Origin of the sequence: Streptomyces sp. NPDC005752 (genome assembly GCF_040630715.1) — a bacterium.
Classification (GTDB): Bacteria; Actinomycetota; Actinomycetes; order Streptomycetales; family Streptomycetaceae; genus Streptomyces.
Map to the genome: position 1 here is coordinate 61,441 of NZ_JBEXYB010000019.1, position 22,242 is coordinate 83,682.

At 69.9% G+C, this 22,242-nt stretch carries 22 protein-coding genes; 11 read left to right on the forward strand and 11 right to left on the reverse strand.

Features of this window, described 5'->3' with window-relative positions:
• Window positions 1-13: 13 nt before the first annotated feature.
• On the reverse strand, window positions 14-217 hold the full coding sequence (locus ABZ441_RS17710; RefSeq protein ID WP_358974419.1) for a DUF397 domain-containing protein: 204 nt from the start codon (window positions 215-217) through the stop codon (window positions 14-16).
• Window positions 214-1,092 carry a helix-turn-helix transcriptional regulator gene (locus ABZ441_RS17715; protein ID WP_358974422.1) on the reverse strand — a complete coding sequence of 293 codons (879 nt, stop codon included), beginning with the start codon at window positions 1,090-1,092 and terminating at the stop codon, window positions 214-216. Before ABZ441_RS17715 ends, ABZ441_RS17710 begins: the two co-directional genes overlap by 4 nt.
• Window positions 1,093-1,803: 711 nt before the next feature.
• Here ABZ441_RS17715 and ABZ441_RS17720 point away from each other — a divergent pair.
• A complete protein-coding gene (locus ABZ441_RS17720; protein ID WP_358974425.1) occupies window positions 1,804-2,196 on the forward strand; it encodes a DUF6281 family protein in 393 nt (130 codons plus the stop codon).
• Between the two features lie 110 nt (window positions 2,197-2,306).
• Here the strand turns inward: ABZ441_RS17720 and ABZ441_RS17725 are convergent, their stop codons facing one another.
• Window positions 2,307-2,687: a hypothetical protein gene (locus ABZ441_RS17725; RefSeq protein WP_358974429.1), complete on the reverse strand. Its 381-nt coding sequence runs from the start codon at window positions 2,685-2,687 to the stop codon at window positions 2,307-2,309.
• 69 nt (window positions 2,688-2,756) lie between these two features.
• Here ABZ441_RS17725 and ABZ441_RS17730 point away from each other — a divergent pair, with 69 nt between their 5' ends.
• The 3 genes from ABZ441_RS17730 (at window position 2,757) to ABZ441_RS17740 (ending at window position 4,919) form a co-directional block, all read left to right on the forward strand.
• Window positions 2,757-3,149 (forward strand): AraC family transcriptional regulator, encoded by a 393-nt coding sequence (locus ABZ441_RS17730; RefSeq protein WP_358974432.1) that lies wholly within the window; start codon window positions 2,757-2,759, stop codon window positions 3,147-3,149.
• An 85-nt stretch (window positions 3,150-3,234) separates the two neighbouring features.
• Window positions 3,235-3,645: a VOC family protein gene (locus ABZ441_RS17735; protein WP_358974435.1), complete on the forward strand. Its 411-nt coding sequence runs from the start codon at window positions 3,235-3,237 to the stop codon at window positions 3,643-3,645.
• 383 nt (window positions 3,646-4,028) lie between these two features.
• Window positions 4,029-4,919 carry an alpha/beta hydrolase gene (locus tag ABZ441_RS17740; protein WP_358974439.1) on the forward strand — a complete coding sequence of 297 codons (891 nt, stop codon included), beginning with the start codon at window positions 4,029-4,031 and terminating at the stop codon, window positions 4,917-4,919.
• Between the two features lie 277 nt (window positions 4,920-5,196).
• Here ABZ441_RS17740 and ABZ441_RS17745 read toward each other — a convergent pair whose 3' ends face one another.
• A complete protein-coding gene (locus ABZ441_RS17745) occupies window positions 5,197-5,712 on the reverse strand; it encodes a putative immunity protein (RefSeq protein ID WP_358974442.1) in 516 nt (171 codons plus the stop codon).
• On the reverse strand, window positions 5,709-6,323 hold the full coding sequence (locus tag ABZ441_RS17750) for a putative immunity protein (RefSeq protein WP_358974445.1): 615 nt from the start codon (window positions 6,321-6,323) through the stop codon (window positions 5,709-5,711). Before ABZ441_RS17750 ends, ABZ441_RS17745 begins: the two co-directional genes overlap by 4 nt.
• 88 nt (window positions 6,324-6,411) lie before the next feature.
• Between ABZ441_RS17750 and ABZ441_RS17755 the strand changes: the two genes are divergently transcribed.
• Both ABZ441_RS17755 and ABZ441_RS17760 read left to right on the forward strand, forming a co-directional pair.
• Complete coding sequence (locus ABZ441_RS17755) at window positions 6,412-7,149, forward strand: MerR family DNA-binding transcriptional regulator (protein ID WP_358974448.1); 738 nt, start codon at window positions 6,412-6,414, stop codon at window positions 7,147-7,149.
• Window positions 7,150-7,397: 248 nt separating this feature from the next.
• A complete protein-coding gene (locus ABZ441_RS17760) occupies window positions 7,398-8,762 on the forward strand; it encodes a VanZ family protein (RefSeq protein ID WP_358974451.1) in 1,365 nt (454 codons plus the stop codon).
• An 11-nt stretch (window positions 8,763-8,773) separates the two neighbouring features.
• Here the strand turns inward: ABZ441_RS17760 and ABZ441_RS17765 are convergent, their stop codons facing one another.
• Genes ABZ441_RS17765 through ABZ441_RS17775 form a run of 3 tightly spaced genes read right to left on the reverse strand, consistent with a single transcriptional unit; the run spans window position 8,774 to window position 12,953 of the window.
• On the reverse strand, window positions 8,774-9,748 hold the full coding sequence (locus tag ABZ441_RS17765; protein WP_358974454.1) for a DUF6801 domain-containing protein: 975 nt from the start codon (window positions 9,746-9,748) through the stop codon (window positions 8,774-8,776).
• Window positions 9,749-9,777: 29 nt separating this feature from the next.
• Entirely contained in the window at window positions 9,778-12,657 is a 2,880-nt protein-coding gene (locus tag ABZ441_RS17770; protein ID WP_358974457.1) for an NACHT domain-containing protein, read from the reverse strand.
• Window positions 12,654-12,953, reverse strand: coding sequence for a trypco2 family protein (locus ABZ441_RS17775; RefSeq protein ID WP_358974460.1), 300 nt, complete (start codon window positions 12,951-12,953; stop codon window positions 12,654-12,656). The genes ABZ441_RS17770 and ABZ441_RS17775 overlap by 4 nt, the downstream gene beginning before the upstream one ends.
• A 354-nt stretch (window positions 12,954-13,307) precedes the next feature.
• On the opposite strand from ABZ441_RS17775, the gene ABZ441_RS17780 reads away from it, so the two are divergent.
• Window positions 13,308-13,964, forward strand: a complete 657-nt coding sequence (locus ABZ441_RS17780; protein ID WP_358974464.1) for a YceI family protein — start codon at window positions 13,308-13,310, stop codon at window positions 13,962-13,964.
• A gap of 43 nt (window positions 13,965-14,007) precedes the next feature.
• On the opposite strand, the gene ABZ441_RS17785 is transcribed toward ABZ441_RS17780, so the two are convergent.
• A complete protein-coding gene (locus tag ABZ441_RS17785; protein ID WP_358974467.1) occupies window positions 14,008-15,000 on the reverse strand; it encodes a helix-turn-helix domain-containing protein in 993 nt (330 codons plus the stop codon).
• A gap of 71 nt (window positions 15,001-15,071) precedes the next feature.
• On the opposite strand from ABZ441_RS17785, the gene ABZ441_RS17790 reads away from it, so the two are divergent.
• From ABZ441_RS17790 to ABZ441_RS17800, 3 genes are all read left to right on the forward strand, one after another.
• A complete protein-coding gene (locus ABZ441_RS17790; RefSeq protein WP_358974470.1) occupies window positions 15,072-16,493 on the forward strand; it encodes an MFS transporter in 1,422 nt (473 codons plus the stop codon).
• Between the two features lie 48 nt (window positions 16,494-16,541).
• Entirely contained in the window at window positions 16,542-17,351 is an 810-nt protein-coding gene (locus ABZ441_RS17795) for an SAM-dependent methyltransferase (RefSeq protein ID WP_358974473.1), read from the forward strand.
• A gap of 230 nt (window positions 17,352-17,581) precedes the next feature.
• Window positions 17,582-18,382 (forward strand): SAM-dependent methyltransferase, encoded by an 801-nt coding sequence (locus ABZ441_RS17800; protein WP_358974476.1) that lies wholly within the window; start codon window positions 17,582-17,584, stop codon window positions 18,380-18,382.
• A gap of 87 nt (window positions 18,383-18,469) precedes the next feature.
• Here ABZ441_RS17800 and ABZ441_RS17805 read toward each other — a convergent pair whose 3' ends face one another.
• Together ABZ441_RS17805 and ABZ441_RS17810 are read right to left on the reverse strand one after the other, a co-directional pair.
• Entirely contained in the window at window positions 18,470-19,489 is a 1,020-nt protein-coding gene (locus ABZ441_RS17805) for an alpha/beta hydrolase (RefSeq protein ID WP_358974479.1), read from the reverse strand.
• Between the two features lie 328 nt (window positions 19,490-19,817).
• Entirely contained in the window at window positions 19,818-21,329 is a 1,512-nt protein-coding gene (locus ABZ441_RS17810; RefSeq protein ID WP_358974482.1) for a hypothetical protein, read from the reverse strand.
• A gap of 237 nt (window positions 21,330-21,566) precedes the next feature.
• Here ABZ441_RS17810 and ABZ441_RS17815 point away from each other — a divergent pair, with 237 nt between their 5' ends.
• Window positions 21,567-22,094, forward strand: coding sequence for a GtrA family protein (locus tag ABZ441_RS17815; RefSeq protein WP_358974485.1), 528 nt, complete (start codon window positions 21,567-21,569; stop codon window positions 22,092-22,094).
• The last annotated feature ends 148 nt before the right edge of the window (window positions 22,095-22,242 follow it).

Here is a 22,242-nt window from a genome sequence, read left to right on the forward strand (position 1 = left end):
CCGCGTACGTCGCTCAGCCGGCGACGAGCCCGACGAACCCGGCCCACGCGTCGGGTCCCACGGTCAGCACGGGGCCGTTGACCTGCTTCGAGTCCCGGATGTGCACGTGGGTGGCTGCGGCCGCGAACTCGACACACTCGCCGCCGTTGCCGGTGCTGTAGCTGCTCTTGGACCACGCCAAATCGAGGGTTGCCAGCCTCGTGTGGTGAATAGTCATTTCTCTCCCAGAAGCTTCTCGATGAACTCCGAGGACTCACGAGGAGTGAGAGCCTGTGACCGGATGATGCCATAGCGGGCTTCGAGCTCGCGGACCGCTGCACGGCCTGTGTAGAGACGGCTGTCCCCCTGCACTTCGGCATAGGCGATGCGCTGCCCCTGCGCCGTATCGATCAGCGTGAAAGGTCCGCCGAGTGCCGCGTGATCCTCTCGATCCAGGGGCATCACCTGCACTTCGACGTTGCGCTTCTTACCAAGGCGCAGCATGTGTTCCAACTGTCCGTAAAGCGATGACCAACCACCGATCGGCCTGCGTAGCACAGCCTCATCCACGATGAAGCTCAACAGTGGCGCAGGGCGGCGGTCGTAGATCTCTTGCCTCGCCAGTCGAGCAGACACCCCCTGCTCAATCACCTCGTCGTCAAGCAGCGGACGTTCTTGCTGAAATCCCGCCCGCGCATATTCTGCCGTTTGCAACAGGCCCGGCACCGCGTAGAGGCCGTACACGCAGAGGGCCACCGCCTTCGCCTCCAACCGCGCCGCATCCCGGAAGAACGCCGGGTACTGTGACCGCGCCAGCTCCTCCTTCAACGCCGCCAGCAGTCCCCCGGCCTCCAGCACCCGGTCCGCCTTGTCGATGAACTCCGGCTGCGGAATCCTCCGCCCCTGCTCGAACGAGGCCACCGACTGCGCCGCGTACCCCAGCCGCTTCCCGAACTCCACCCGGTCCAGCCCCGCCCGCATCCGCAGCAGCTTCAACTGCCGTCCGAAGGCGACCGCTACCCCGTTCTCCGCCTTGCTCTCCGGCTGTGAGGCCGACGACGGCTCCCCGGCCTCCCCCGTACCCACGTCCGCGTCTCTCTCGTCCTGCGTCATCCGCCACCGCCTGTCCCCGTACGCACAACACGACCTTCACGCCCAACCGTCACACAACGGACAGCACTTCACGACTGAACCGTCAGGACGGCGTCAGCCGCGTCCGAGGCCCCGGACCGCAGCGCCCGCCTTGGCTCGTCCCACTCGGGCACCGTAATGACCTACTCATCCCCCCGCACAGGGTTCGTCGCTGGTTCCCCTCAAAGAGTGGCGCCTGGCGGACAGTCTCGGCGAGAAGCACTCCACCAGCCTGCGATACCGTCCCCTTCCCGCCCTCCGCACGGGGACGCGGAAAGGACCCGATGCCTCGCCACGGGACGCCCGTGCGGACCCGGAACCGGAACAGAATTCCGCTGATCACCGTCCGGTGATCAGCCCAACACCCCCGGCTCCCAGCCTTCGGCAGATGTGGGAGACGTTGCACACACGGCTGCTCCGATTTACAGCGCCGCCGGTGCACCAGGAACAGTGGCCGACGCCGCCCAGCTGACCTGAGTGTGGTCCTTGCCGCCTGCCCCAGGCTGCAGGATCACATCTCGGGCCGAAAGAACGCGCAGCAAGGGAACTTGATCCGAGTTGCTCACGTCGAACCGCGGAAACACGAGGGCCTCACCACCCGCAGGGTCTCATTCCCGTGCTGAGCGATGGCGAGACCACTCGGCGAAGAGGAGGCGCCTCTCTTCTTCGCAACATCTGCTGAGGGGGACTCGTATGAGCTGGACCGGGCGATCCACTGGCTTGCTGGTAGTGGCGGCCATGGTGATGTCAGTAGCCGCGTGCACATCCGGCGGCGAGGGTGGTGGGAATGCCTCGTGCGCGAATCTGTTCACCTACCAGGACAGATCATATCTGGACGTGACTCCACACGCGAAGTTCACACTCGGGAAGAAAATCGGCGTCGCAACCCAAACACCCTGCGATGACACCGGCAGTCAGAGCGAGACCGAGGAGCCGGTTCGGACGGACAATGCCTACGAAGTAGACGGCATCTCTCCCAATGTCGCCATCGCCATTGGGGACACACGAACGACAGCCACACTTTTCGCCGTTCACTCCAGCAAAGAAATCCCGCCTGAGGTGCAGGAACTCTTCGACGGCTCCTGATCTGAGACGCGGGGTTCGGTGTGGTTCCAAAACTGACGCCACACCGAACCCCGTGCACCGGACCGGGCAGCCACGTAACGGCTCGCAGCCTCGCTGTCCGGGACCGGGGCTCAGAGCTTGTCCAGCTCGGCTGCCAGGTCCGGGTCGCGCATGCCGGGGAAGGCGTAGCCCTCGGTCTCGTCCCACGGGACATCGAGATCGTCCAGGTGCACGCGCCACTCCGCTCCCGGCAGAGCGCGGCGCAGCTCCGTGACCGAGCCCAGCACGTGGTCGAGCACCGGCAGCAGCGCGCCGGGATCGAACGGCATCTTGGTCGAACCGGTAACGATCTCGTCCGGTCGGCTGTCATCGCTGTCGTAGAGGTACAGGCTTTCCTGGTCCTCGTACGGGAAGGACTCCCTGTGGGCGGCCACGATCCGCTCGACAGCTGCCGACTCGGCGTCGGACAGCGGCGTGGTCCGGCTCGCGCAGTAGTAGAGGGAGACGCTCATGTTCCGAGCCTACTGAGGGGGTACGACAGAGCCGTCCGGCACCGGGCCGTCCTGTGGTGGGATGGTGCCGTGAGCCGCACCGCCGAAGAGACCAACCGCCGCATGCTCCGGGCACGGGACGCGATGGACCGCGCGTACGCCCAGCCGCTGGACGTACCGGCCCTGGCCCGGATCGCCCACGTCTCCCCGGCACACTTCGCCCGCACCTTCCGCGCCACCTTCGGCGAGACGCCGCACCGCTATCTGCAGCGCCGCCGCGTGGAGCGGGCGATGTTCCTGCTGCGGGAGAGCGACCGCAGTGTCACGGACATCTGTTACGAGGTCGGCTTCGGCAGCACCGGTACCTTCAGCCGCACGTTCCGCGACATCGTCGGCCGGTCGCCGAGGACGTACCGGAAGGAGACGGCGGCCGTGAACGTACCCACATGCTTCACGAAGGCGTGGACGCGACCGAGCGCCTGAACGCCTCGGCCGGCCCTCAGCACAGGCCGCCGACTGAGCAGTTTCGGATAAGTTCTCGCCGGGCCGGCCGATTAGCGTGGTCCACATGTTCACCGCGATCACACACTCACAGATCTACGTCCTCGACCAGGACGAAGCCCTCGACTTCTACGTCGGCAAGCTCGGCCTGGAGGTCAACGCCGACGTCGACATGGGCTTCATGCGCTGGCTGACCGTCAGCGTCCCCGGCCATCCCGACCGCCAGGTCCTGCTGGAGAAGCCCGGCCCTCCGGCGATGTCCGAGGAGACGGCGGAACAGGTCCGCGAACTGCTGACGAAGGGCGCACTGGGCAGTGCGCTCATCCTCACCACGGACGACTGCCGCAAGACGTACGAGACGCTGCTGGCACGGGGCGTGGAGTTCACCGACGAGCCGACGGAGCGCCCGTACGGGATCGACTGCGGCCTGCGCGACCCCTTCGGCAACCACCTCCGCTTCACCCAGCTGAAGGGCTGATAACGGGGTGGGGACGCCTGGACGACCGTGGTGGTCCGCCACCGGCCGCTCCTCCGGTCGTCCCTGCCCCGCGGAGGTCACCGCCCGCCGCCCCTCGCGCGTACAGGCCGGTGCACACCGCATACAGCCGCCTCGCGACAACCTGTCACCTCTGGTCACTTACGGCCACATTGCGTCAGCGTCGAGACATGACCAGCAAGCAGCCCCTCCCCGCGCGTCCCGCGCGCACCGATCTGTGGTCGGCCGATCGGCACGTCCTCGCCGGATCTACGCGTTCTCGGACGAGGGCGCGCCGGCCCGTTTCGCCCGCGCCTGCGCTACAGTGACAACGAGACGCAACGTCTCGGCTTGTCTTGGTCGCCGGCCCGCACAGGAGGATCACCATGGACCACTTCATCGACGCGGCACCCGGCGTGCGCCTGTGGGCGGAGGAGCGAGGCGCCGCTGATGCCCCTCCCCTGCTGCTCGTCATGGGCGCGCAGGCCTCCGGTCTGGGCTGGCCGGACGAACTGGTGGACGCGCTCGCCCCGCACCACCGGGTGATCCGCTACGACCACCGTGACACCGGCCGTTCCACGTGGGCGTTCGACCGGCAGCCGTACGCCGTCACCGACCTCGCCGAGGACGCGATCACGGTCCTGGACGGCCTGGGCGTCGATCGCGCGCACGTCGTGGGCATGTCCCTCGGCGGAATGCTCACCCAACTGCTCGTCGCCGACCACCCGGACCGCTTGCTGAGCGCGACCCTCATCGGTACGTCCGCGCTCAGCACCACTCCGTACATGCGACCGGACGGCACACGCGTTCCGCCCGAGGATCTTCCCGGCATCGCACCCCATGTGCTGGAGATCTGGGCCCGTCCGGCCGAGGAGCGCGGCCCGGAGGGGGAGCTCGACGCTCGCGTCGCGCACTGGCGGGCACTGGCCGGCGACCAGCTCCCCTTCGACGCGGAGGGCGCCCGGGCACTGGAACGGAGGATCATCGAGCACACCGGCCACCACGCCTCCAGCACCGCGCACGGCCGTGCCGACACATCCGGCATGCTGCGTACCGAGGAACTGGCAAGGACCGACGTGCCCACCCTCGTGATCTCGGCCCCGGCCGAACCGGTCTTCCCTCCCCCGCACCCGCAGCATCTCGCCCAGGTGATCCGCGGGGCACGCACGGTCGAGATCCCCGGCATGGGGCACGCGCTCCCCCGAGAGGTCCTCGCACCGCTGACCGCAGCGATCCTGGACCACACCGGCGCCCTGGACCGTGCCCCCGAAAGCTGACACCAGGCGCCTGCCCCTCATGGCAGCGCGGTCCGGTGAACCGACCGGACGGCCGACAGCCTTTCAGGGGCGGGCGTATCGGCGACGAAGGACTGCTGGCGAGCTCCCGGTGGAGGGAGACCGGTGGCACCGCCGCCGACCCGGATCCGCCACACCCGGAGCAACTGCGTCACGCCGCACGCTCGACCGCGTCAGGATCCGAGCGTTCCGCCGCCGGCCTCGCTCGCGAGTCCTTCGCGCGAGTCCTTGCGATACGTCCTGGTGCTCCGCGGTGTTCTCAACAGTCGAACACCGACCAGCAGATGTCGTTGCGCAGGCGCTGGTCATCCAGTACGAGCGCGCGGATCTCCTCCGGGAGCTGATTGCGCTGCCACCGGCACTCGAGTCGTCCTGCGTTCTCCCTCTCGCCTTCCGGTGCCGCTGCGCGTACGGCCTTGATCGCGTAGGCGGCCGCGCCGAGTTCGTGGGCGGCGACGTGGGCGACGGCCCCGGCCTGGCCTGCGGCGTACGCGGCATGCCGTGCCGCCCCACGCAGGTCTCTGGCTGCCCCCATCGCATGGCCGCCCGCCGCGCGGGCCTGCATCATCCTGGCCTCGCCTCGCACCCAGGCCCGGGCGTGCTCGATGGCCCGGCGAGGTCGCGGGTCCGCGGGCTCGGCAGACTCGAAGAGGCCAAGGACGTGCTCCGCGCAGGCGGCAGCCCATACCGCGAGGAGACGGTGATCCGCGTCAGTGAGAGTCCCACCACGGCGAATCGTCACGAAGCGAGGGTCCCGGACCTTCGGGAGGATCATGACGTGCACTCCTTCGTGCACACCTCGGTGCCGCTCGGGGCGGTTCGGCCTCGAGGCCGGTCAGCCGTCCGACGCAGGGATTGGTCCAGAGCGGTCATCAGCCGGGCGACTCGACTGCTGCCGCCTGTCGCGGGCGGGTAGCGGCACAGCACATCGATGAGCACCGGTGTCGCACGCCGCCGTGACCGCTCCAGCAGGGCGTACCCGATCGCGGGATCACCGCCCGCCTCCAACTCCCCGATGTACGCGGCGCCGGCGCACGCCCGCAGGATGTGGCCGACCTGGCCGGCCTGGGCTATGGGGTGCAGGTACGCAGCTGACGCGGCGTCACCGGCGGATCGCGCGGCCAGCCGCGCGGCTTCGGAGGGCGCGGACCGGGCGGCTCGATGAGCGTCGGCAGAAGCGACGCGCTGCGCTCTCGTCCTGTTGGCACCGTTGATGAAGTCCCATGCGATGCCGATCGCCGCGCGTGGGCACGGATCATCGGGAACAGCCTGCTCGAAGACCGGCAGGACGTCCTCCGCGTGCCGAACCACGTAACGCGCCACGACACGCAGCTCGTCCATCGTCAGATCGAAGTCTCCGGACACGGTCTGCGTTCTCTGCGTCATGTCTCTGAACCATATCCTTGAACGTTCGGTGGAGACTTTCCGACGAATCCTCCGCCCGTCTACGTCGGAACCCTCAATCGGAGGTCACATGCGACCCGTGGACCTGGCCCGTCGCCATGGCATCTCCACCCAGGCGGTCCGCAACTACGAGGTCGCGGGCATCATCCCGCCGGCACACCGCAGCCCGACGGGGTACCGGGACTACACCGCCACTCATGCCGCCGGCCTCGCGGCCTACCTGGCGCTCGTCCCCGCATTCGGCTACTCGGCGAGCCGACGCATCATGCAGGCTGTCACCTGCGGCCGGCTCGACGAAGCGCTGGAGCACGTCGACGACGGACACTCACTCCTGGCTCGTGACCGCGACACACTACGGACCGTCGAGGCGGCGCTCTCACACCTCGGAGCGGTCGCCCCGGATGCTGCGGCCGGCACTCGGGCGCCGTACGGCATCGGCGAGCTCGCCCGCCGGCTCGCGCTCAACCCGGCCACCCTGCGCGCCTGGGAACGGGCCGGCATCCTCACCCCACCACGTGACCCGCGCACCAGGCACCGCCAGTACCTTGCGCAGGATGTGCGCGACGCCGAACTGACGCACCTGTTGCGTCGGGGAGGCCAGCCCCTGGCCACCATCGCCACCGTCATCGGAGAACTCCGCGACGCCGGCAGCCTTGATGCGCTGGCGAGGGCACTGGAAGGGTGGCGGCGCGGCCTCACGTCCCGCGGACTGGCCCAGCTGTACGCCGCCGGTCAGCTCTCCACCTACCTCGACTCCTCGGGCGGGTCGGCGGTAACCGGCTCACCCCCGGAGCGGGAAACCCACTGACCTTCCCGATGTGCCTCGCGGGGTTCGGTTCACCTCCGGTTCCGGGGTGCCGAGGTGTCTCCCGGACAGGTCTCGACGACACGGTGGCGGCTGGAGCCGGCGGATACCCCGCGTGAGGGAACCGGACGCCCCTGCCGTGCATCCCTTTCCCCAGGGGTCACTCGGGTATCCCGGACCACTGATCCTGTAACGCCTTCGCCGGGGTCCACATCGGTGCGGGCATTCTCGCGAGAAGGTGCTGTGCGCTGATGCTGGAAGCTGTCTTCAACGGTCGGGGCGAATTCGTCCTGATCGCCGTTGTCTCCGTCGCGCTCGCGGGCCTCCTGAGCTTTCTGCCGGCGAAGAGGTACACGCGACGCCCTTGGGCCTGTGCGGGGCTTACCGCCGTCGTGGCCGCCGAACTGAGCGTCACTCTCCTCCTCGCGTCCCCGGGGTCGGTGTCGGGACAGTGCGTGATCAACCGCGATGTCGGTGAGCCCTTCGCGACAGAGCAGGGGCTGCTCAACCTCGTGATGTTCCTGCCCGTGGGCCTCTTCGGGGTCCTGGCCGTGCGACGTGTTCTTCCCGTCTTTCTGGGGGCTGCGCTGCTCTCCTCGGTCACCGAACTGTGCCAGGGGCTGCTTCCTTGGCTCGGCCGCAGCTGCGACACCAGTGACGTACAGATGAACGTTCTCGGCGCCGCGCTGGGAACACTCGCCGGCTGGGCCGCGCTCCACCTGACTCGACGCGAACTCCACCCCGTGACCGCTGCCCTCCGGCCCACGGCCATCGTCTTCGGTGCCGGATTCCTCGCGTGCGCTGCGGTGGGAACGGTTTGGATCACCCCGCTGGTCGTCGACTCGACGAGCCTGCAGATCGCGGGAACCGATCAGAGAACAGCAGCGAGGCAGGCGCTTTCGACGGCCTTCGACGACCACGTCAAGATGGTGAACGTGCAGCTCCAGCGGGGTCAGAACGACGCGTCGGACGTACTGCTGATCGCGATGGAGACAGGGTCGGCCGAGTTGAGCTGGCCGGACGGGACACAGTTTTCGGCTGACCTGGGTGGCGTGAGCGAGACCGCCGACGGCGGCTTCCCCGTCACAGGTTCTCCTTCGGCACCCAGGAGCGAGGACGACGCACTTCGGATAGCGACGCGGTATGCGGAGAAGCGCTTTCCCTGGGCTCTGGCCGCGTCCGACGCGAAGTCCGTTCCCGTCGGCGGGAATGCGGAGTCCGGCTGGGTCGTCCGTTGGCGCAGCCGTGTCGACGGGGTACTGATGCCCATGCGGCTGGATGTGCGCATCGACAGGTCAGGTCACGTCGCACAGTTGTTGAGCCGGCGGGTGAGCGGTTCCGTGAGCCTTCCACCGCGCCGGGTGGATGAGAAGCAGGCCGGTGCCGCCGTGGCGGCGTACGCCCCCGGTTCGACGCCGGGGGCGGGCGAGCTGCTGGCGGTACGACGCGAAGGAAGATGGCGAGCTCAGTGGCTCGTACCCACCTCGTCCGGGTCCGACGCGTACGCGGTGTATGTGGACGCCGAGACCGGCAAGGTGGATGAGAGGGCTGCTCCTGTCGAGGAACTGCCCGCAGCGCCACCCTCGGTCGAGGCGGTCGACGTGCCGCAGGAGTAGCTGACGGCGGCTCAGCCCTCGTCGTGGGGACCGCGGCGGTTCCTCAGTCGCAGGCCGAAGACCGAGGCGGCGGCAGCCACGACGAGAACGCCCACTGCCGCGAGGATCAGGCCTCGGCCGACTTGACCGTCCGCCGTGGCCGTCGGCCCCGTAGCCGTGTCGTCGATCGGGAATCCTCCCGGCGCGACCGACGTCCGGGTGGTCGAGGGGTGGGCGGTCGAGGGGTGGCCGGTCGGAGGCTTGACGGCCGAGGGCGTCATGGTCGGAGCTTTGGTGGTCACCGTACCGGACGAGCCGGGCGCGGGGGTGTCACCCGGTGCGGACGTGGCGGTCGCTGAGGCCGTCCTGCCGGGGCTGCCGCCCTCCCCCGGGGCCGCCGAGGCGGACGGTTTCGGTGCGGGCGAGATCGTGAAGGACGTGATGACCTGGTGCTGCCCGGCCCGCACGGTGCAGGGCACGTTGAACTTCCCCAGAGCCGTCAGGTCGCCGTTCGCGTCTCTCGGCACGAGGTGCACGACGAAGTCACCCACGACGATCTCCGCGCGGCCCGCTTCGGTGAAGGTACGCGTGGGCGCGATGCCGTTCGCGGGGATACGGAGGGCGCCCGACGACGGGATGGCGGTCCTGACGATGGAGAGGGGGACGGTGATGCCGAGGTCGCCCTGCGGTGCGGTCACACGGGTCTCCGCGTCCAGTGTGCCGTCGACGGACTTCACCCCGAGCAGGGCGAGCCCGCGCGTGAGGCCCGAGCCCACCGTCGCCTCGGCGTGGATGGCGAACCGGTGGCTCGGTTTGCCGACCGTATGGGCCGTCGGGAGGTCCATCGAGATACGGGCGGTGATGTCCTGATCGCCGATCACAGGAAAGGTGCACGCGTACGCCAGCGTGAGAGAAACCGGTTCTGCCGCCGCGGGGCCGGCTCCGAGGATGCCCACGATTCCGCCCGCGCCTCCCAGGACCGCTGTGATGCGTAGGGCTTTCGCCATCCGTGTTCTTGTCGTCCCACGCCCGGCCCTCATGGTTTGCCTCCGGTTCTCGTCGGTCGTGCGGGGGTTCTTCCGTGACGTTCGTGGAAGGTGCGGCTGAGGTGGTCCTGGAGCCGTGCATGCCGGAACTGGTACACCGCGCCGGACCGGTGCAGTACGCCTCGTCGGTGGGCGTCGTCCAGGAAAGCGACCAGAGCCCACGGCAAACGCCCGCGCAGCGGCAGATAGATGCGGCACAGGGCCACCCACTGGCACCACGCGGTCATGCTCAGCCCGTACCCGATTCCGCCGGCGAACGCGGACACGAGCCCGAACACGAGCCCGGTCGCCAAGCCGCGCACCGGCCCGTGCTGTATCCCCTCGATGATTCCCGCCACGGGGCCCAGCACACATACCCAGGCGAGCAAGTGGTACATCACGTTCCGGCGGTTCGTGTCCAGCAGATCAACGGGCCTGACGGTGGTCCGGGGCGGAACGGGGGTCTCGAGCCATGCCATGAGACCGAACACGAGTCCGCCCCCGAGAGAGATCTCGGCAAGGAACAGGAGCGCGGCCCGGAACCCACCGCCGCCCTGACCGTCCGGAAGCCCGAGCGGCTCGATCACTCCCCGGTCGATGAGCAGCAGAGCGAGTGCGACGACGAAGCCGCCGCCAAGACCGATCATGAACCTCGGGCGCACCTTCCCGTGTGTCAACCGGGGGCCGCCGAAGGTCCTCAGACGGCCGAGGACGCTGATGCGGACCGGTGACGGCCTGAAGGCCTCGCCCTCGGACGTGAAGTGGTAGGCGAGTCCGAAGATGAGTCCGGCCGCGAGTCCGTGCAGAAGTCCGGCCAGCAGTCCCCGCAGAAGAGCGAACCCGGTCCCCTGCGACGTCGCGACCAGGACCACCGGCACGTTCGCGATCGCCGTCGTGATCCCGAAGGCCAGGCCCGCCAGAAGACCGATGACGAGCGTGCGCGTGGAACGGGGCAGCGTGGTGCCCAGTTCCCACCAGGCGAGGTCGTGGCTCTTGGACGCGGACCCCTGGGAGAGGCTGTCGAGGTGCCCGGCGAGGTGGCCCAGATAGTGCTCGGCTTCCTGAAGGTCCCAACCTCGCCTCTTCCGGCGGCCGGTGCCCCGGTCGTTCGTCGACCCGGTCCGTCGCGGATGGTAGGCAGCCGGCACGAACTCCTTGAGGAGGTACTCCTGGATGGCGTCGGAGTCGGAGAAGTTCGCGACTTCCAGGAGGTCTTGGGGCTGGGCTCCCCGAGAACCGCCGCAGACGGTGCGGGCCAAGGAGGCCATCAGCGGGGTCGTCAGCGCGGCAGCGACGTTCGACGCACCCGGAGAGCGGGGCTGCTCCCGCAGTTGTGCCAGGACCGGGTCCCAGAGGGAGCTGCGCCGATCACCGTCCGCGTCAGCGCGGCGATCACCGTCCGCACCGGCGCGGCGCTCGCCGCGGAGGTAGGGGGCGAGATCGTCCGGGGTGAGGTCTCCCAGCTCGATGCAAGGGGCATGGATGCGTACGTTCGCGTCCCTCACGGCTGCGGCGTATGCGTGGGGGCGGCTGGTCAGGAGAAGCGGCATACCGCTCTCGTTGAGCGCCATGAGCGCCTCGCCCCGCAGGTCTGCGGCGATCTCGTCGAATCCGTCGAGTACGGGCAAAATACGGTCCTCGTCGACCAGCGCTCGGGCCAGACTCACTCCGGGTGCCACGAGGAGCGCCAGATCGGGGTAGTCCCGCACCAGCAGGTCGCACAGCCACTCGTCCAACCCTGTGGTGGCGGGATTCCACGATCCCAGGCTGAAGATCACCGGCACGGGGTCCCCGGGCGCACGGGTACGCAGCAGCTCGATGACGACGTACAGGAGCAGAACCGTCTTGCCCGCCCCGGCCTCGCCGAGCACCACCATCCGCCCGGACTCGATCGCCCGGTACCCCGCCACGACCTGCGTGATCTGGTCGGCCAGTCGGGACGGCGGCTCCCTCCCGGACAGAAAGCCAGGGACCCTCTCGGCGTCGAAGAGCGCGGAGTCCGCGGGACTGAAACGAACGGCGAGCGCGTAGGGGTCATGGAGACGTCTCCGCCTCTGCTCGGCTCTCCACTGCTGCCGCACCGCGGCCGCGAGCCGTATGACCTCCTCCTCACGCCCGGCCGCCCCGCCCGAGAGCTCCGGCGGGCGCGGGAGCTGTTCGAGTCCACCGACGCTCACAGGCAGACCGATCAGTTCGCCGAGCTCCCGGAGCCGGTCCGGAGCGACGAGCTGGTACCAGTTCTCCACGCGGCTCGCCGTAAGCGTGCCGGGCCCTTCGGAACGGTGCTGTTCGGAGACCACGCCGACGACACATCCACCGCTCCACACCGCGGCCCCGGACATCCCCTCCCAAGCAGAACCCGCCGGCTCGGGGCGGTCGTTCGGAGCGCCCGTGACGATGAACTCCAGGCTGCCCCGGCGGACGTTCGACCAGGGAGTGATGGTGCCGTGGGCATGTCGGGAGTCTCGGTACACCTCCCCGGACGTGGCATCACCTCGCAGCTTGAACCGCGGAAATCCCAGGGCCTCGCAGTCCACCTTCGTGTGCGCCCGACCGAAGCGCACCCGGGTGAACGCGTCGGTGGGCAGACCACCGGCCGGCGCGGCGTCCGCGATGCTGAGTACCGCTACGTCTGCCTCGTCGTGCTCCCAGACCAGCCTGGCCGGAAGATCCACCGCATGTCGGTCCTCGGTCACGAAACGAACGAGGATCGATGTGGCGTCTCGCACCACGTGCGCAGCAGTGAGTACGGCGTCCCCGGTCACCCGGTACCCCGACCCGAGCACACGAAGGCCGGCGTGACGCACGGCGACGATCTGCGCCGCCCTCGGTGGTTCGAGTCCGCCCGGATCGAACGCTCTGCCGTACGCGCCGCTGTATGCGGCGCTCACCGCTCGTCGGCCTCGGAGAAGCCCGAGACGTACGGCGGGGCGACCGACCCGGCCAGGGTCGGCTTCAACGCGAGTGTGATGCGCTGCGTCCCCGTGTGGGCCGTCTTCGCCTCGGCGCCGGACTCCACCACCCAGAACCGCACTTTCGCTCCGGCGCCACCGGACCGCTCCAGGGCGACCGACACCTCCAGCTCGATGGTTCCCAGTTCGAACCGCAGCGCCGCACCCTCCGCGACGCCTATGGCCTGCTCCAGTTCGTCCCTGAGGTCCCTGATCACACTGGCCAACTCGATCACGTCACGCCCCTTTGCCGAGCACACCGACCATTCGCATTGCAGTTTCCCCAGGATGGCAACGACCCTAGGGAGCTGTGACCACCTCTCACCGCAGAAGACACCTTGTTTGGCTGAAAAGAGGCCTGTCGGCAGCCAATTCGGCACCCTCGTAGGTGTCCGCGCACGCGCTTCACCGGAGCGGGCCGTGAGCCGATCGCCCTGTGGCGCGTCGATCGGGTGGGCCACCCGGACTCCCGCCCTCCGATGCTCTCCCGCTCCTCTCCGACGTCACCTTGTGAAGGTCTGACCTCGGATGTTCGGGTTCATTGATCAGCCCTTGCGGGCATCACTTGCCTGAGGGTAACTAACTGGTTCATGAACCTCTTCAGCCGCAGCTCCCTGCTCCGCCGCCCGGAGCCCCGCACAGAAGAGCCGGCCGCCGCATCGACGGCCGCCGGTGCCGCAGTTCTTCCCGATCCTGGTCTGGCGGCCCTCACCGGGGAGTGGATGATCGACCCCGCGCACAGCAGGATCGGTTTCTCCGTGCGGCACGCCATGGTGACGACGGTGCGTGGAGCGTTCCTGGAGTACGAGAGCCGGCTCTACTTCGACGGGCGCGACCCGGCCCGATCCAGGGCCGAGATCTCGCTGGTCACCGCGAGCGTCGACACGGGTGTGGAGCAGCGCGACGCACACCTGATCGGCCGTGACTTCCTGGACGCCGCGAGGCACCCGCGCCTGAGCTTCGCGAGCACCAGCGTTCAGCTCATCGGCAAGGACGTCTACCGCATGACCGGCGACCTCACCATCCGGGGCATCACCGGCCCCGTGGCCCTCGACCTCACGTACATCGGCCACGTCACCGACCCGTTCGGCTACGAGCGTGTCGGCTTCGACGGGACCACCACCATCAACCGTTCCGACTGGGGTCTCACCTACAACGCCCGGCTGGCCGAGGGCGGCGCCATGGTGAGTGAGCGGCTGCGCCTCCAGTTCGACATCGCCGCCATCCGTACGCCCATCGCTGCCTGACAGCCACTCAGTCGCCCCGGTGACTGAGGCAGCCCCCGGTCACTCAGGTGACCGGGTCGCCGCCGACCGCGCCCCTGAACGTGCAGCGGTAGGCGCGCGGTGACACCCCCAGCGCCGCGTGGAAGTGCTGCCGGAGCGCGGTGCCGGTCCCGAAGCCGGCATCGGCGGCGATCCGGTCCACCGGCAGGTCGGTCCGTTCCAGCAACTCCCTCGCCCGGTAGACCCTTTGCTGGACGAGCCACTGCATGGGCGTGAGCCCGGCCTCCTGCCGGAAACGCCGGTTGAACGTCCGCACGGTCATCGACGCGCGGTCGGCCAGCTCGGCCAGCTTCAGTGGCCGTTCCAGGTTCCGCAGGGCGTACTCCCGCGCCGGCGCCGTCGAGCACTGCTCGGGTGGGGTGACCGGGCGCTCGATGTACTGGGCCTGGCCGCCTTCCCGGTGCGGTGGTACGACGGTTCCCCGGGCGACCGTGTTGGCGACCTCCGCACCGTGGTCGGTACGGATCATGTGGAGACAGAGGTCGACGCCCGAGGCCACACCGGCCGAGGTGAGGACCCCTCGGTCGTCTGTGTAGAGCACGTCGGCGTCGACCTCGATCTCCGGGTAGAGCGCCCGGAACTCCTCGCACGACTTCCAGTGCGTCGTGGCCCGCCGTCCCGTCAGCAGACCCGCCGCCGCCAGGACGAACGAGCCGGTGCAGATGGACGCCACCCGGGCTCCCCTGGGCACGCGGGCCAGGGCGCGGGCCGTCTCCGCGCTGATCCGTCCGCGTTCCTGCGGCTCGTAGTCCTCCTGGGCAGCCGGCACGATGACGGTGTCCGCGTTCTCCAGCGCCCCGGGACCGTCGGCCACGTTGATGGTGAAGTCCGCGTCCGTCGGAACGACGCCCGGCCGCGGTGTGCAGGTGACGACCTCGTACAGGGGCACGCCTGCCGACGAGACCGCCTGTCCGAACAGCCGGTGCACGATCCCCAGCTCCATGGGGAGCAGTCCTGGCCGCACGAGCACAACCACCCGATGCCTTGCCTGCGTCATGGCCAGATTCTTGCAGAAGTCGTCCATCCGGCCAGTGGTTGCCCTGCGGATACGCGAAGACGATCGAACGCATGGATGCTGACAACGGCCTCTCGTACCGCGGACGCCTCGGCCACCGCGCCTGGTGGGTGGCGGCTGCCGCCCTGATCGCGATCATCGTCGCGGGCGCCTTCTCGACCCTGCCCGGACTGCTCACCGGGCCCCTGCACCGGGAATTCGGCTGGTCCCGCGGTTCCATCGGCCTGGCGGCCTCGGTGAACATGGTCCTGTACGGCCTGACCGCCCCGTTCGCCGCAGCCCTCATGGACCGCTTCGGGATCCGCCGCGTCGTGGTCGTCGCACTCGTGGTCGTCGCGTCGGGAGCCGCACTCACCACCGTCATGACGACGGCCTGGCAGTTCACCCTGTACTGGGGCATGCTCGTCGGCCTGGGCACCGGCTCCATGGCGACGTCCTTCGGGGCCACCGTCACCCAGCGCTGGTTCGTGAGGCGGCGCGGCCTGGTCACCGGCGTGCTCGCGTCAGGGAGCGTCTTCGGGCAGATGGTGTTCCTTCCGGCCCTGTCCTGGATCGTGGACCGGCACGGCTGGCGCCCGTCCCTCGTCACTCTCGTGCTCGCGGCGTGTGCCACGGCTCCGCTCATGTGGCTCGTACTGCGCGACCATCCCGCCGACGTCGGACGGGAACCCTACGGCGCCGACCGTCACGTGCCTGCGCCCGTGCCCGCCGAAGGCGCGGGCCGCCGGGCGCTCGCGGTCCTGCGCGACGCGGCGCGTACGCGCCCCTTCTGGCTGATGGCATGCGCGTACGCCGTCTGCGGGGCCTCCACCAACGGCATCATGTGGACCCACTTCACCCCGGCCGCCCACGACCACGGCATGCCGGCCACCACCGCTTCCTCCCTGCTCGCGGCCATCGGCGTCTTCAACGTGATCGGCACCGTCGCGTCGGGGTGGGCCACCGACCGCCGCGATCCACGACGGCTGCTCGCGGCCTTCTTCGCTCTGCGCGGCCTGCTCCTGATCTGTCTGCCGCTTCTGATGAGCGCCACGGTGCAGCCGTCGATGATGGCGTTCGTCGTCGCCTTCGGTCTGCTCGACCTCGCGACCGTCCCGCCCGTCATCGCTCTGTGCCGCGAGTTCCACGGCGACGACGGCGCGGTGGTCTTCGGCTGGGTCAGCGCGGCCCACCAGGTGGGCGCGGCGCTGGCCGCGTACGGGGGCGGGGCCGCCCGCGACGCCTCCGGGACGTACGCTCCCGTCTGGATGGCGCTCGGCGCCCTGTGCGCCGCGGCGTCCCTGCTCTCACTGCTCGTACGGCGGCCCGAGCCGGACGGGCGAACCGCCGGACCACGCCCGGCCGCCCCGGCCCGTGTCCGTCTCAACCCCCGTGCACACGACCGGACATCGGCGTCGGACAGGGGCGGTGACTGCCACGGCCCGCCGTCGACGAGCGAGGTGCGTGGGCACGCCTCGCGAGGTCATCGGGCGTAGGTTGTGCCCTGACGGTTCACGCCTCGGCTGAAAGACGGAACGGTACTCATGACCGACCACGCGACAGCGCCCGGCCCCGAGCAGAAGATCGACACGTCCGTACCGCACTCGGCCCGGATCTGGAACTACTGGCTCGGCGGAAAGGACCACTACCCCGTCGACGAGCAGGCGGGGGACGCGTACAGCACCGTCTTCCCCGGCATCGTCACCGTCGCCCGCAGCAGCCGCGCCTTCCTGGGCCGCAGCATCGCCCACCTGGTCACCGAGGCGGGTATCCGGCAGTTCCTCGACGTCGGTACGGGTCTGCCGACCGAGGACAACACCCACGAGGTCGCCCAACGGCTCGCCCCCGACGCCAAAATCGTCTACGTCGACCATGATCCCCTGGTCCTGGCGCACGCACGTGCCCTGCTCACCTCGACCCCCGAGGGTGCGACCGCCTACGTCGACGCCGACCTGGCTGACCCCGACCGCATCCTGTCGGCCGCCGCCGGAACACTGGACCTCAGCCGCCCCACCGCTCTGATCCTCAGCAACATCCTGGGCCACGTCGCCGACCACGAACAGGCGCGCACGATCGTCGCCCGCCTGATGGACGGGCTGCCGTCCGGCAGTTACCTCTCCCTCAACGACGGTTCCCGGGGCGTCGACGCCGACTACGAACAGGCCCAGGACGCGTACAACGACACAGGCGCCATTCCGTACTTCCTGCGGCCCGTCGATCAGATCACCGCGTTCTTCGACGGTCTCGAACTCCTTGACCCCGGGGTCGTGTCGGTGCCCTTCTGGCGCCCGGACGGCACCGCGCCCGCGCCCCGGCCCGTCGGCGAACACGGCGGGCTGGCACGCAAGCCGTGACCCGTCCCGCCGAACGCCCGCTCGAAGCCCGGTGGTTCCCAGGACCGAGGTGAGGCCACCCGGGGGAGCCAGGGCGGACGGCGGCCTCCGCAGTTCCTGGCGAGTGGTCAGCGGGATCACCGGGACGGCACGTGACCGGGCATCGGGTCGGTGGCGAACGGCGGTTCAGGGGGTAGCGTGACCGAACACGAGTCCGACCTGGCCTCCCGGCCGCCCGAGGTGACGAAACGATGAACGAGTACCCGCTGCCCACGCCCCACCCCACGAGCGCACACCCGGCCCGCGTCTACAACGTCTGGCTGGGCGGCAAGGACCACTACCCGGTGGACCAGGAGGCAGCCGAACTCGCAGCGGGGGCGAACCCGACGATCGTGCCGTCGGTCCGGGCGAACCGCGCCTTCCTCGGCCGGGCCGTACGTCATCTCGCGGCGGCCGGGGTCCGCCAGTTCCTGGACGTCGGCACGGGCATTCCCGCAGCGGAGAACACGCACGAAGTGGCCCAGCGGGCTGCTCCCGAATCACGTGTCGTGTACGTCGACAACGACCCGATCGTGCTCACCCATGCCCGGGCGCTGCTGGTCAGCGGCCCCGAGGGACAGACCGACTATGTACAGGCCGACGCGCGTGACGTGGACGCGATCCTCGACGCGGCCTCCCGCACCCTCGACCTCGACCAGCCGGTCGGCCTGATGCTGGTGGCGATCCTGCAGTACGTCAAGGACGCCGAGGACCCGTGGGACATCACCCGTCGCCTGCTGGACCGACTCGTTCCGGGCAGCTACCTCGTACTGTCCCACCCCGCGGCGGACGTCACCGCGCCCGAGGTCGCCGAATCCATGCGCATCTACAACGAGCGCGCCGCCACCCATGCCTCCGCCACCCCGCGTACCCGGGAGGAGGTCGAGCGCTTCTGCGACGGCCTGGAGATCCTGGAGCCGGGCGTGGTCACCCTGACCCGCTGGCGTCCCGGACCGTCCGACACCGCGGACGACTCCCTCCCCATGTGGTGCGCGGTCGCCCGCAAGGACTGACGGCGGATTCCCGGCCGCTCCGCACCCGGTTCACGGGTTCCCGGATGCGCGGCAGCCGCTTGCGCCTCACGTCGCGCTGCTTGCACCTCATGTCGCGCTGCGTTCGCTCGCCTCCCGCAGGTCGCGGTCCATCGCGCGGTCGAACGCGGGGTCAGGTGCACCGTCCGTACTGCCGGGACGGCCCGCTCTCAGGAGTTCGCGCCAGCGCTCCGGGCTCCAGTCGGCCGGATCCGTGGTGCGCATGAAGTCCTCGACCAGGGCGCGGAACCGGGCGGGGTCGGCGTGGAAGGGGAAATGTCCCGCGCCTTCGAAGATCTCCAGCCGGCTGCCCGGCATGGCCGCGTGGGCGCCGTAGGCGTGATGCACGGGAACGACGCCGTCCCGTGAACCCCACAGGAGGAGGGTGGGCATGCCCTGCGCCAGATAGCAGCGGTCCAGCATCGTGACCACCTGGCCACGCCAGTCGACCACCGCCCTCAGGGTACTGATGAACGCGCTCCGGGACGTGGTGTCGGGGAGGGAGTCCACGAGGTCCAGCAGTTCACCGGCGTCCTGGCCGAGATCGGTGTCGAGCAGCTTGACCAGCCGGGTGAACAGGCCCACCTGGCCGCGCATTCCGGGCAGGCGCAGCGTCGACAGCATCAGGTCGGCGCCGGGGAGTGACACGGCTCGCAGGACGGGGTTCACCTCCCGCCCGACGCCGCCCGCGCTCACCAGGATGAGCCGGTCGGTTCGTTCGGGATACTGATAGGCGAACTGCATGGCCACACCGGCGCCGAGTGAATGGCCGATCAAGGTGGCATGTTCGATACCCAGGACGCCCAGCAGGTCCCGGATGCCGTTCGCGTAGCCGGCCACCGAGTAGTCGGCCCGGGGCTTGTCGGAGTCTCCGTGGCCGAGGAGGTCCGGAGCGATCACGGTGTGGTGGCGGGCCAGTTCGGGGATCACCTCCGCCCAGGTCGCGGAGGAGTCGCCGATGCCGTGGATGAGCAGGACGGCCGGCCCCTCCCCTGCCATCCTGTACGCACGGCGGTAGCCGTGGATGACCCGATGGGACAGCTCCACGCTCTGCTCGGCCTGTCGTCCGCGTGCTGGTGCGCCGGCCACGGCACCGCCTCCGTCTGCTGCTCCGACGATTCCCGAGCGAGGGTAGAAGGCTCCCGCTCCGAGCGGATTGCAAGGACGTTTCAGGCGGCGCCCGGGTGGGATTCGGGGTGGCTGTGCGCCACCCCGGCATTCGTAACACGCGCACGGCGGTCAGGTCGGAAGACGCGCCCTGTGAGCGTCGCGGCACCACCTGTGCAGGCAGCGACGTCGGCGGAGGCGGATCCACGCACGCCGCCCTCATCGCCGGTTCCGCTCGCGCGGACCGGAGCCCGCCCGTCCGAGGGCAGCGGGCGCAGCCGGACGCGCCGCACGCCGGGCGGCCGTCCGGTCAGTTGGGCGGGACGGTCGCAGCTCCGCCCGTAGCGGCGCCCGGCAGCAGATAGGTCCGGTAGGACCGCAGCGGCACCACGCGGGAGCCGCCGACGATCGGTGGCGGCGCGTGGCCACCGGTCACCACGATCGCCGCCGGAACACGGCGCGCGAGGTCGCGGAGGGCTTCAGGGGTGATACTCGCGTCGTGCCCTGCGGTCTGCCGCGAGGCGCAGCCCGCGTAGTAGGCGATCGGCACCGCGTTGTCGCCGCTGATCACGCACGGCGCGCGCACCCCCATCGAGTTCAGTGCACCGGCGACAGCGGCGAACTCGGTACTCGTGGCGTGACTGGTGCGGACCACGTGGGTGAGCACCGAGAACTGGACGCCGAGATGAGCGACCAGGGCCAGTGCCAGTGCGGCGACGCCGCCCGGACGTCGGGTGCGGCGCGCCCGGACGAAGAGGTAAGCGATGCACTCGGCCGCCGGTACCGCCAGCAGCGCGTACGCGGGGAGCAGGAAGCGGGGCGCCGCGTACTCGACCAGGAACAGGTACGGGACGGCCGTCGAGATCCCGGTCGCCGTGGCCAGCAGTGCCACGGCGCCTCTGCCCGAGCGCCGGGCCGCCGCGATCCCTCCCGCGGCAAGGAGAGGCAGCATCACCCACCACACCGCGGTGGCAGGGCTCTCCCAGCCGATGTCGCAGGGGCGGCAGAGGGTCCGGCCGGCGAGCGCTCGAAGGTGGTCGTCGACTGCGAGGTTCCACCCGAGCCCGCCCTGGATCTCGCCGGCCCGGTGCAGTCGGGCGACGAGGCCGCCGTAATGGGCGTACGCCTCGGTGGTCCAGGGCGCGCAACCCGCCACCAGTCCGCCGACGAGCGCGGCGCACAGACCCGGCAGGCGGCGGCCGGGTACCAGGACGGCCGCGAGCGCCAGCGGCAACGCGAGCCAGAATCCGTCGGCGGGCCGCATCAGAGCGACCAGTGCCACGGCCGCCCCCGCTCCGGCCGTCCCCGCTTGCCCGGCGGCACCTCGCAGGGCTCTCACCACCCAGCCCGTCGCGGTCAGGGCACCCAGGGCGCACCACAGGTTCGGCATCGCGGCCGGTCCGTAGAAGACGGTCGGCCACAAGCCGGTGAACAGCGCGCCGGCGCCCACGAGGACGGGCGTGGGCAGCACCTTTCGCCAGATCCGGAGTGCGACGAACAGGGCGGCGGCGGACATCAGGGCGAGGTAGATCCGCAGCACGGTGGTGGATGCCGTGAGCGCTGCGACAGGAGCTGCCAGGTAGGAGATCCCGCGGGCTCGGGGTGCGCTGAAGAAGGCGGGAGGGGCGTTGCCGCCGACCTGGCTGACGTAGACGGTCTCGTCCCAGGCCAGCCCTGAGCCCGGTACGACGAACGTCAGTTGCACAGCGACGAAGACCACGGCGACCGTCGTCAGCCAGGGCAGCGGACCGGATGCCCGACGGCCCGGCGGTTCAGGGGCCGGGGCGGGCTGCACCGGCGGCATCGGCCGGGTTACGTACATGAACGCTCCAGTCCTCACCGGGGCCGCGGGAGGAAGCGCGCGGCATTGGTCAACGAGAGAGGAACGCCAGGAGTCACGCACGACCGGGGGCGCCGGGGCCGGGTGTCCCCCACTGCCGAATGAGGGATGTCCCCGACTTGGGTAGGGGCCTGGGTGCATCGCCAGGGGGACGTGCGTCCGTGGGTTGTGGGATGGAATAGGAGCACCGTTTCCACATCCCTGCCGGAGGCCCTTCCCGTGACCGCCCACGCGCATCTGCCGACCAGGCGCACCGCCCGTCCGCTCCTCGAAGCCTTCGTGCGCTTCGTCGTGTGCGGTGGCGGAGTCGGACTGGCAGCCGGTGGTGCGCTGATTCTGCTCGCGGAGCGGGTGCCGCTGGTCCTCGCCAACGCCGTGATCACCGTGGTCTCCACGGTGATCGCGACGGAGCTGCACAGCAGGATCTCCTTCCGGAGCGAACGCAAGGGGTGGCGGGTCCACCTGCAGTCCGGGCTGACGGTGGCGGTGAGCTACGCGTTCACCACCGCCGCGCTTCTCGGGCTGCACGCCGTACAGCCCGCCCCCTCCGTGCTGGTCGAGCAGGCCGTGTATCTGTCCGCGTCGGCGATGGCGGGGGCCGGGCGTTTCGTACTGCTGAGGACGGTGGTCTTCGCCCCGTCCACGGCACCGTCGAATACGACGGGCACCGCACCGTCGAACGCTCAGTCCTCGGCACCGTCGAACGCTCCGGTCCTGGCCAAGCCGGCCGTCGTCATCGCGGCCTGATCCGCCGGGCGCTGCCCGTCTGACGGAGTTCCTCGAGCAGCGGGGACCGCTGGTCTCCTTGGCCGATGTGGGTGGCGACGGGCGCGGCTACGTTGCCCGTGTTGTTCCACCGAGTTCGACCCTGAGCGGCATTCGCCGACCGCACGCG

Coding starts and splice junctions, on each gene's coding strand:
- ABZ441_RS17740 (WP_358974439.1), top strand. CDS start 4,029: ATGGACCACTTCATCGACGCGGCACCCGGCGTGCGCCTGTGGGCGGAG.
- ABZ441_RS17760 (WP_358974451.1), top strand. CDS start 7,398: ATGCTGGAAGCTGTCTTCAACGGTCGGGGCGAATTCGTCCTGATCGCC.
- ABZ441_RS17755 (WP_358974448.1), top strand. CDS start 6,412: ATGCGACCCGTGGACCTGGCCCGTCGCCATGGCATCTCCACCCAGGCG.
- ABZ441_RS17780 (WP_358974464.1), top strand. CDS start 13,308: ATGAACCTCTTCAGCCGCAGCTCCCTGCTCCGCCGCCCGGAGCCCCGC.
- ABZ441_RS17800 (WP_358974476.1), top strand. CDS start 17,582: ATGAACGAGTACCCGCTGCCCACGCCCCACCCCACGAGCGCACACCCG.
- ABZ441_RS17750 (WP_358974445.1), bottom strand. CDS start 6,323: ATGACGCAGAGAACGCAGACCGTGTCCGGAGACTTCGATCTGACGATG.
- ABZ441_RS17785 (WP_358974467.1), bottom strand. CDS start 15,000: ATGACGCAGGCAAGGCATCGGGTGGTTGTGCTCGTGCGGCCAGGACTG.
- ABZ441_RS17715 (WP_358974422.1), bottom strand. CDS start 1,092: ATGACGCAGGACGAGAGAGACGCGGACGTGGGTACGGGGGAGGCCGGG.
- ABZ441_RS17795 (WP_358974473.1), top strand. CDS start 16,542: ATGACCGACCACGCGACAGCGCCCGGCCCCGAGCAGAAGATCGACACG.
- ABZ441_RS17810 (WP_358974482.1), bottom strand. CDS start 21,329: ATGTACGTAACCCGGCCGATGCCGCCGGTGCAGCCCGCCCCGGCCCCT.
- ABZ441_RS17725 (WP_358974429.1), bottom strand. CDS start 2,687: ATGAGCGTCTCCCTCTACTACTGCGCGAGCCGGACCACGCCGCTGTCC.
- ABZ441_RS17720 (WP_358974425.1), top strand. CDS start 1,804: ATGAGCTGGACCGGGCGATCCACTGGCTTGCTGGTAGTGGCGGCCATG.
- ABZ441_RS17765 (WP_358974454.1), bottom strand. CDS start 9,748: ATGGCGAAAGCCCTACGCATCACAGCGGTCCTGGGAGGCGCGGGCGGA.
- ABZ441_RS17735 (WP_358974435.1), top strand. CDS start 3,235: ATGTTCACCGCGATCACACACTCACAGATCTACGTCCTCGACCAGGAC.
- ABZ441_RS17790 (WP_358974470.1), top strand. CDS start 15,072: ATGGATGCTGACAACGGCCTCTCGTACCGCGGACGCCTCGGCCACCGC.
- ABZ441_RS17710 (WP_358974419.1), bottom strand. CDS start 217: ATGACTATTCACCACACGAGGCTGGCAACCCTCGATTTGGCGTGGTCC.
- ABZ441_RS17745 (WP_358974442.1), bottom strand. CDS start 5,712: ATGATCCTCCCGAAGGTCCGGGACCCTCGCTTCGTGACGATTCGCCGT.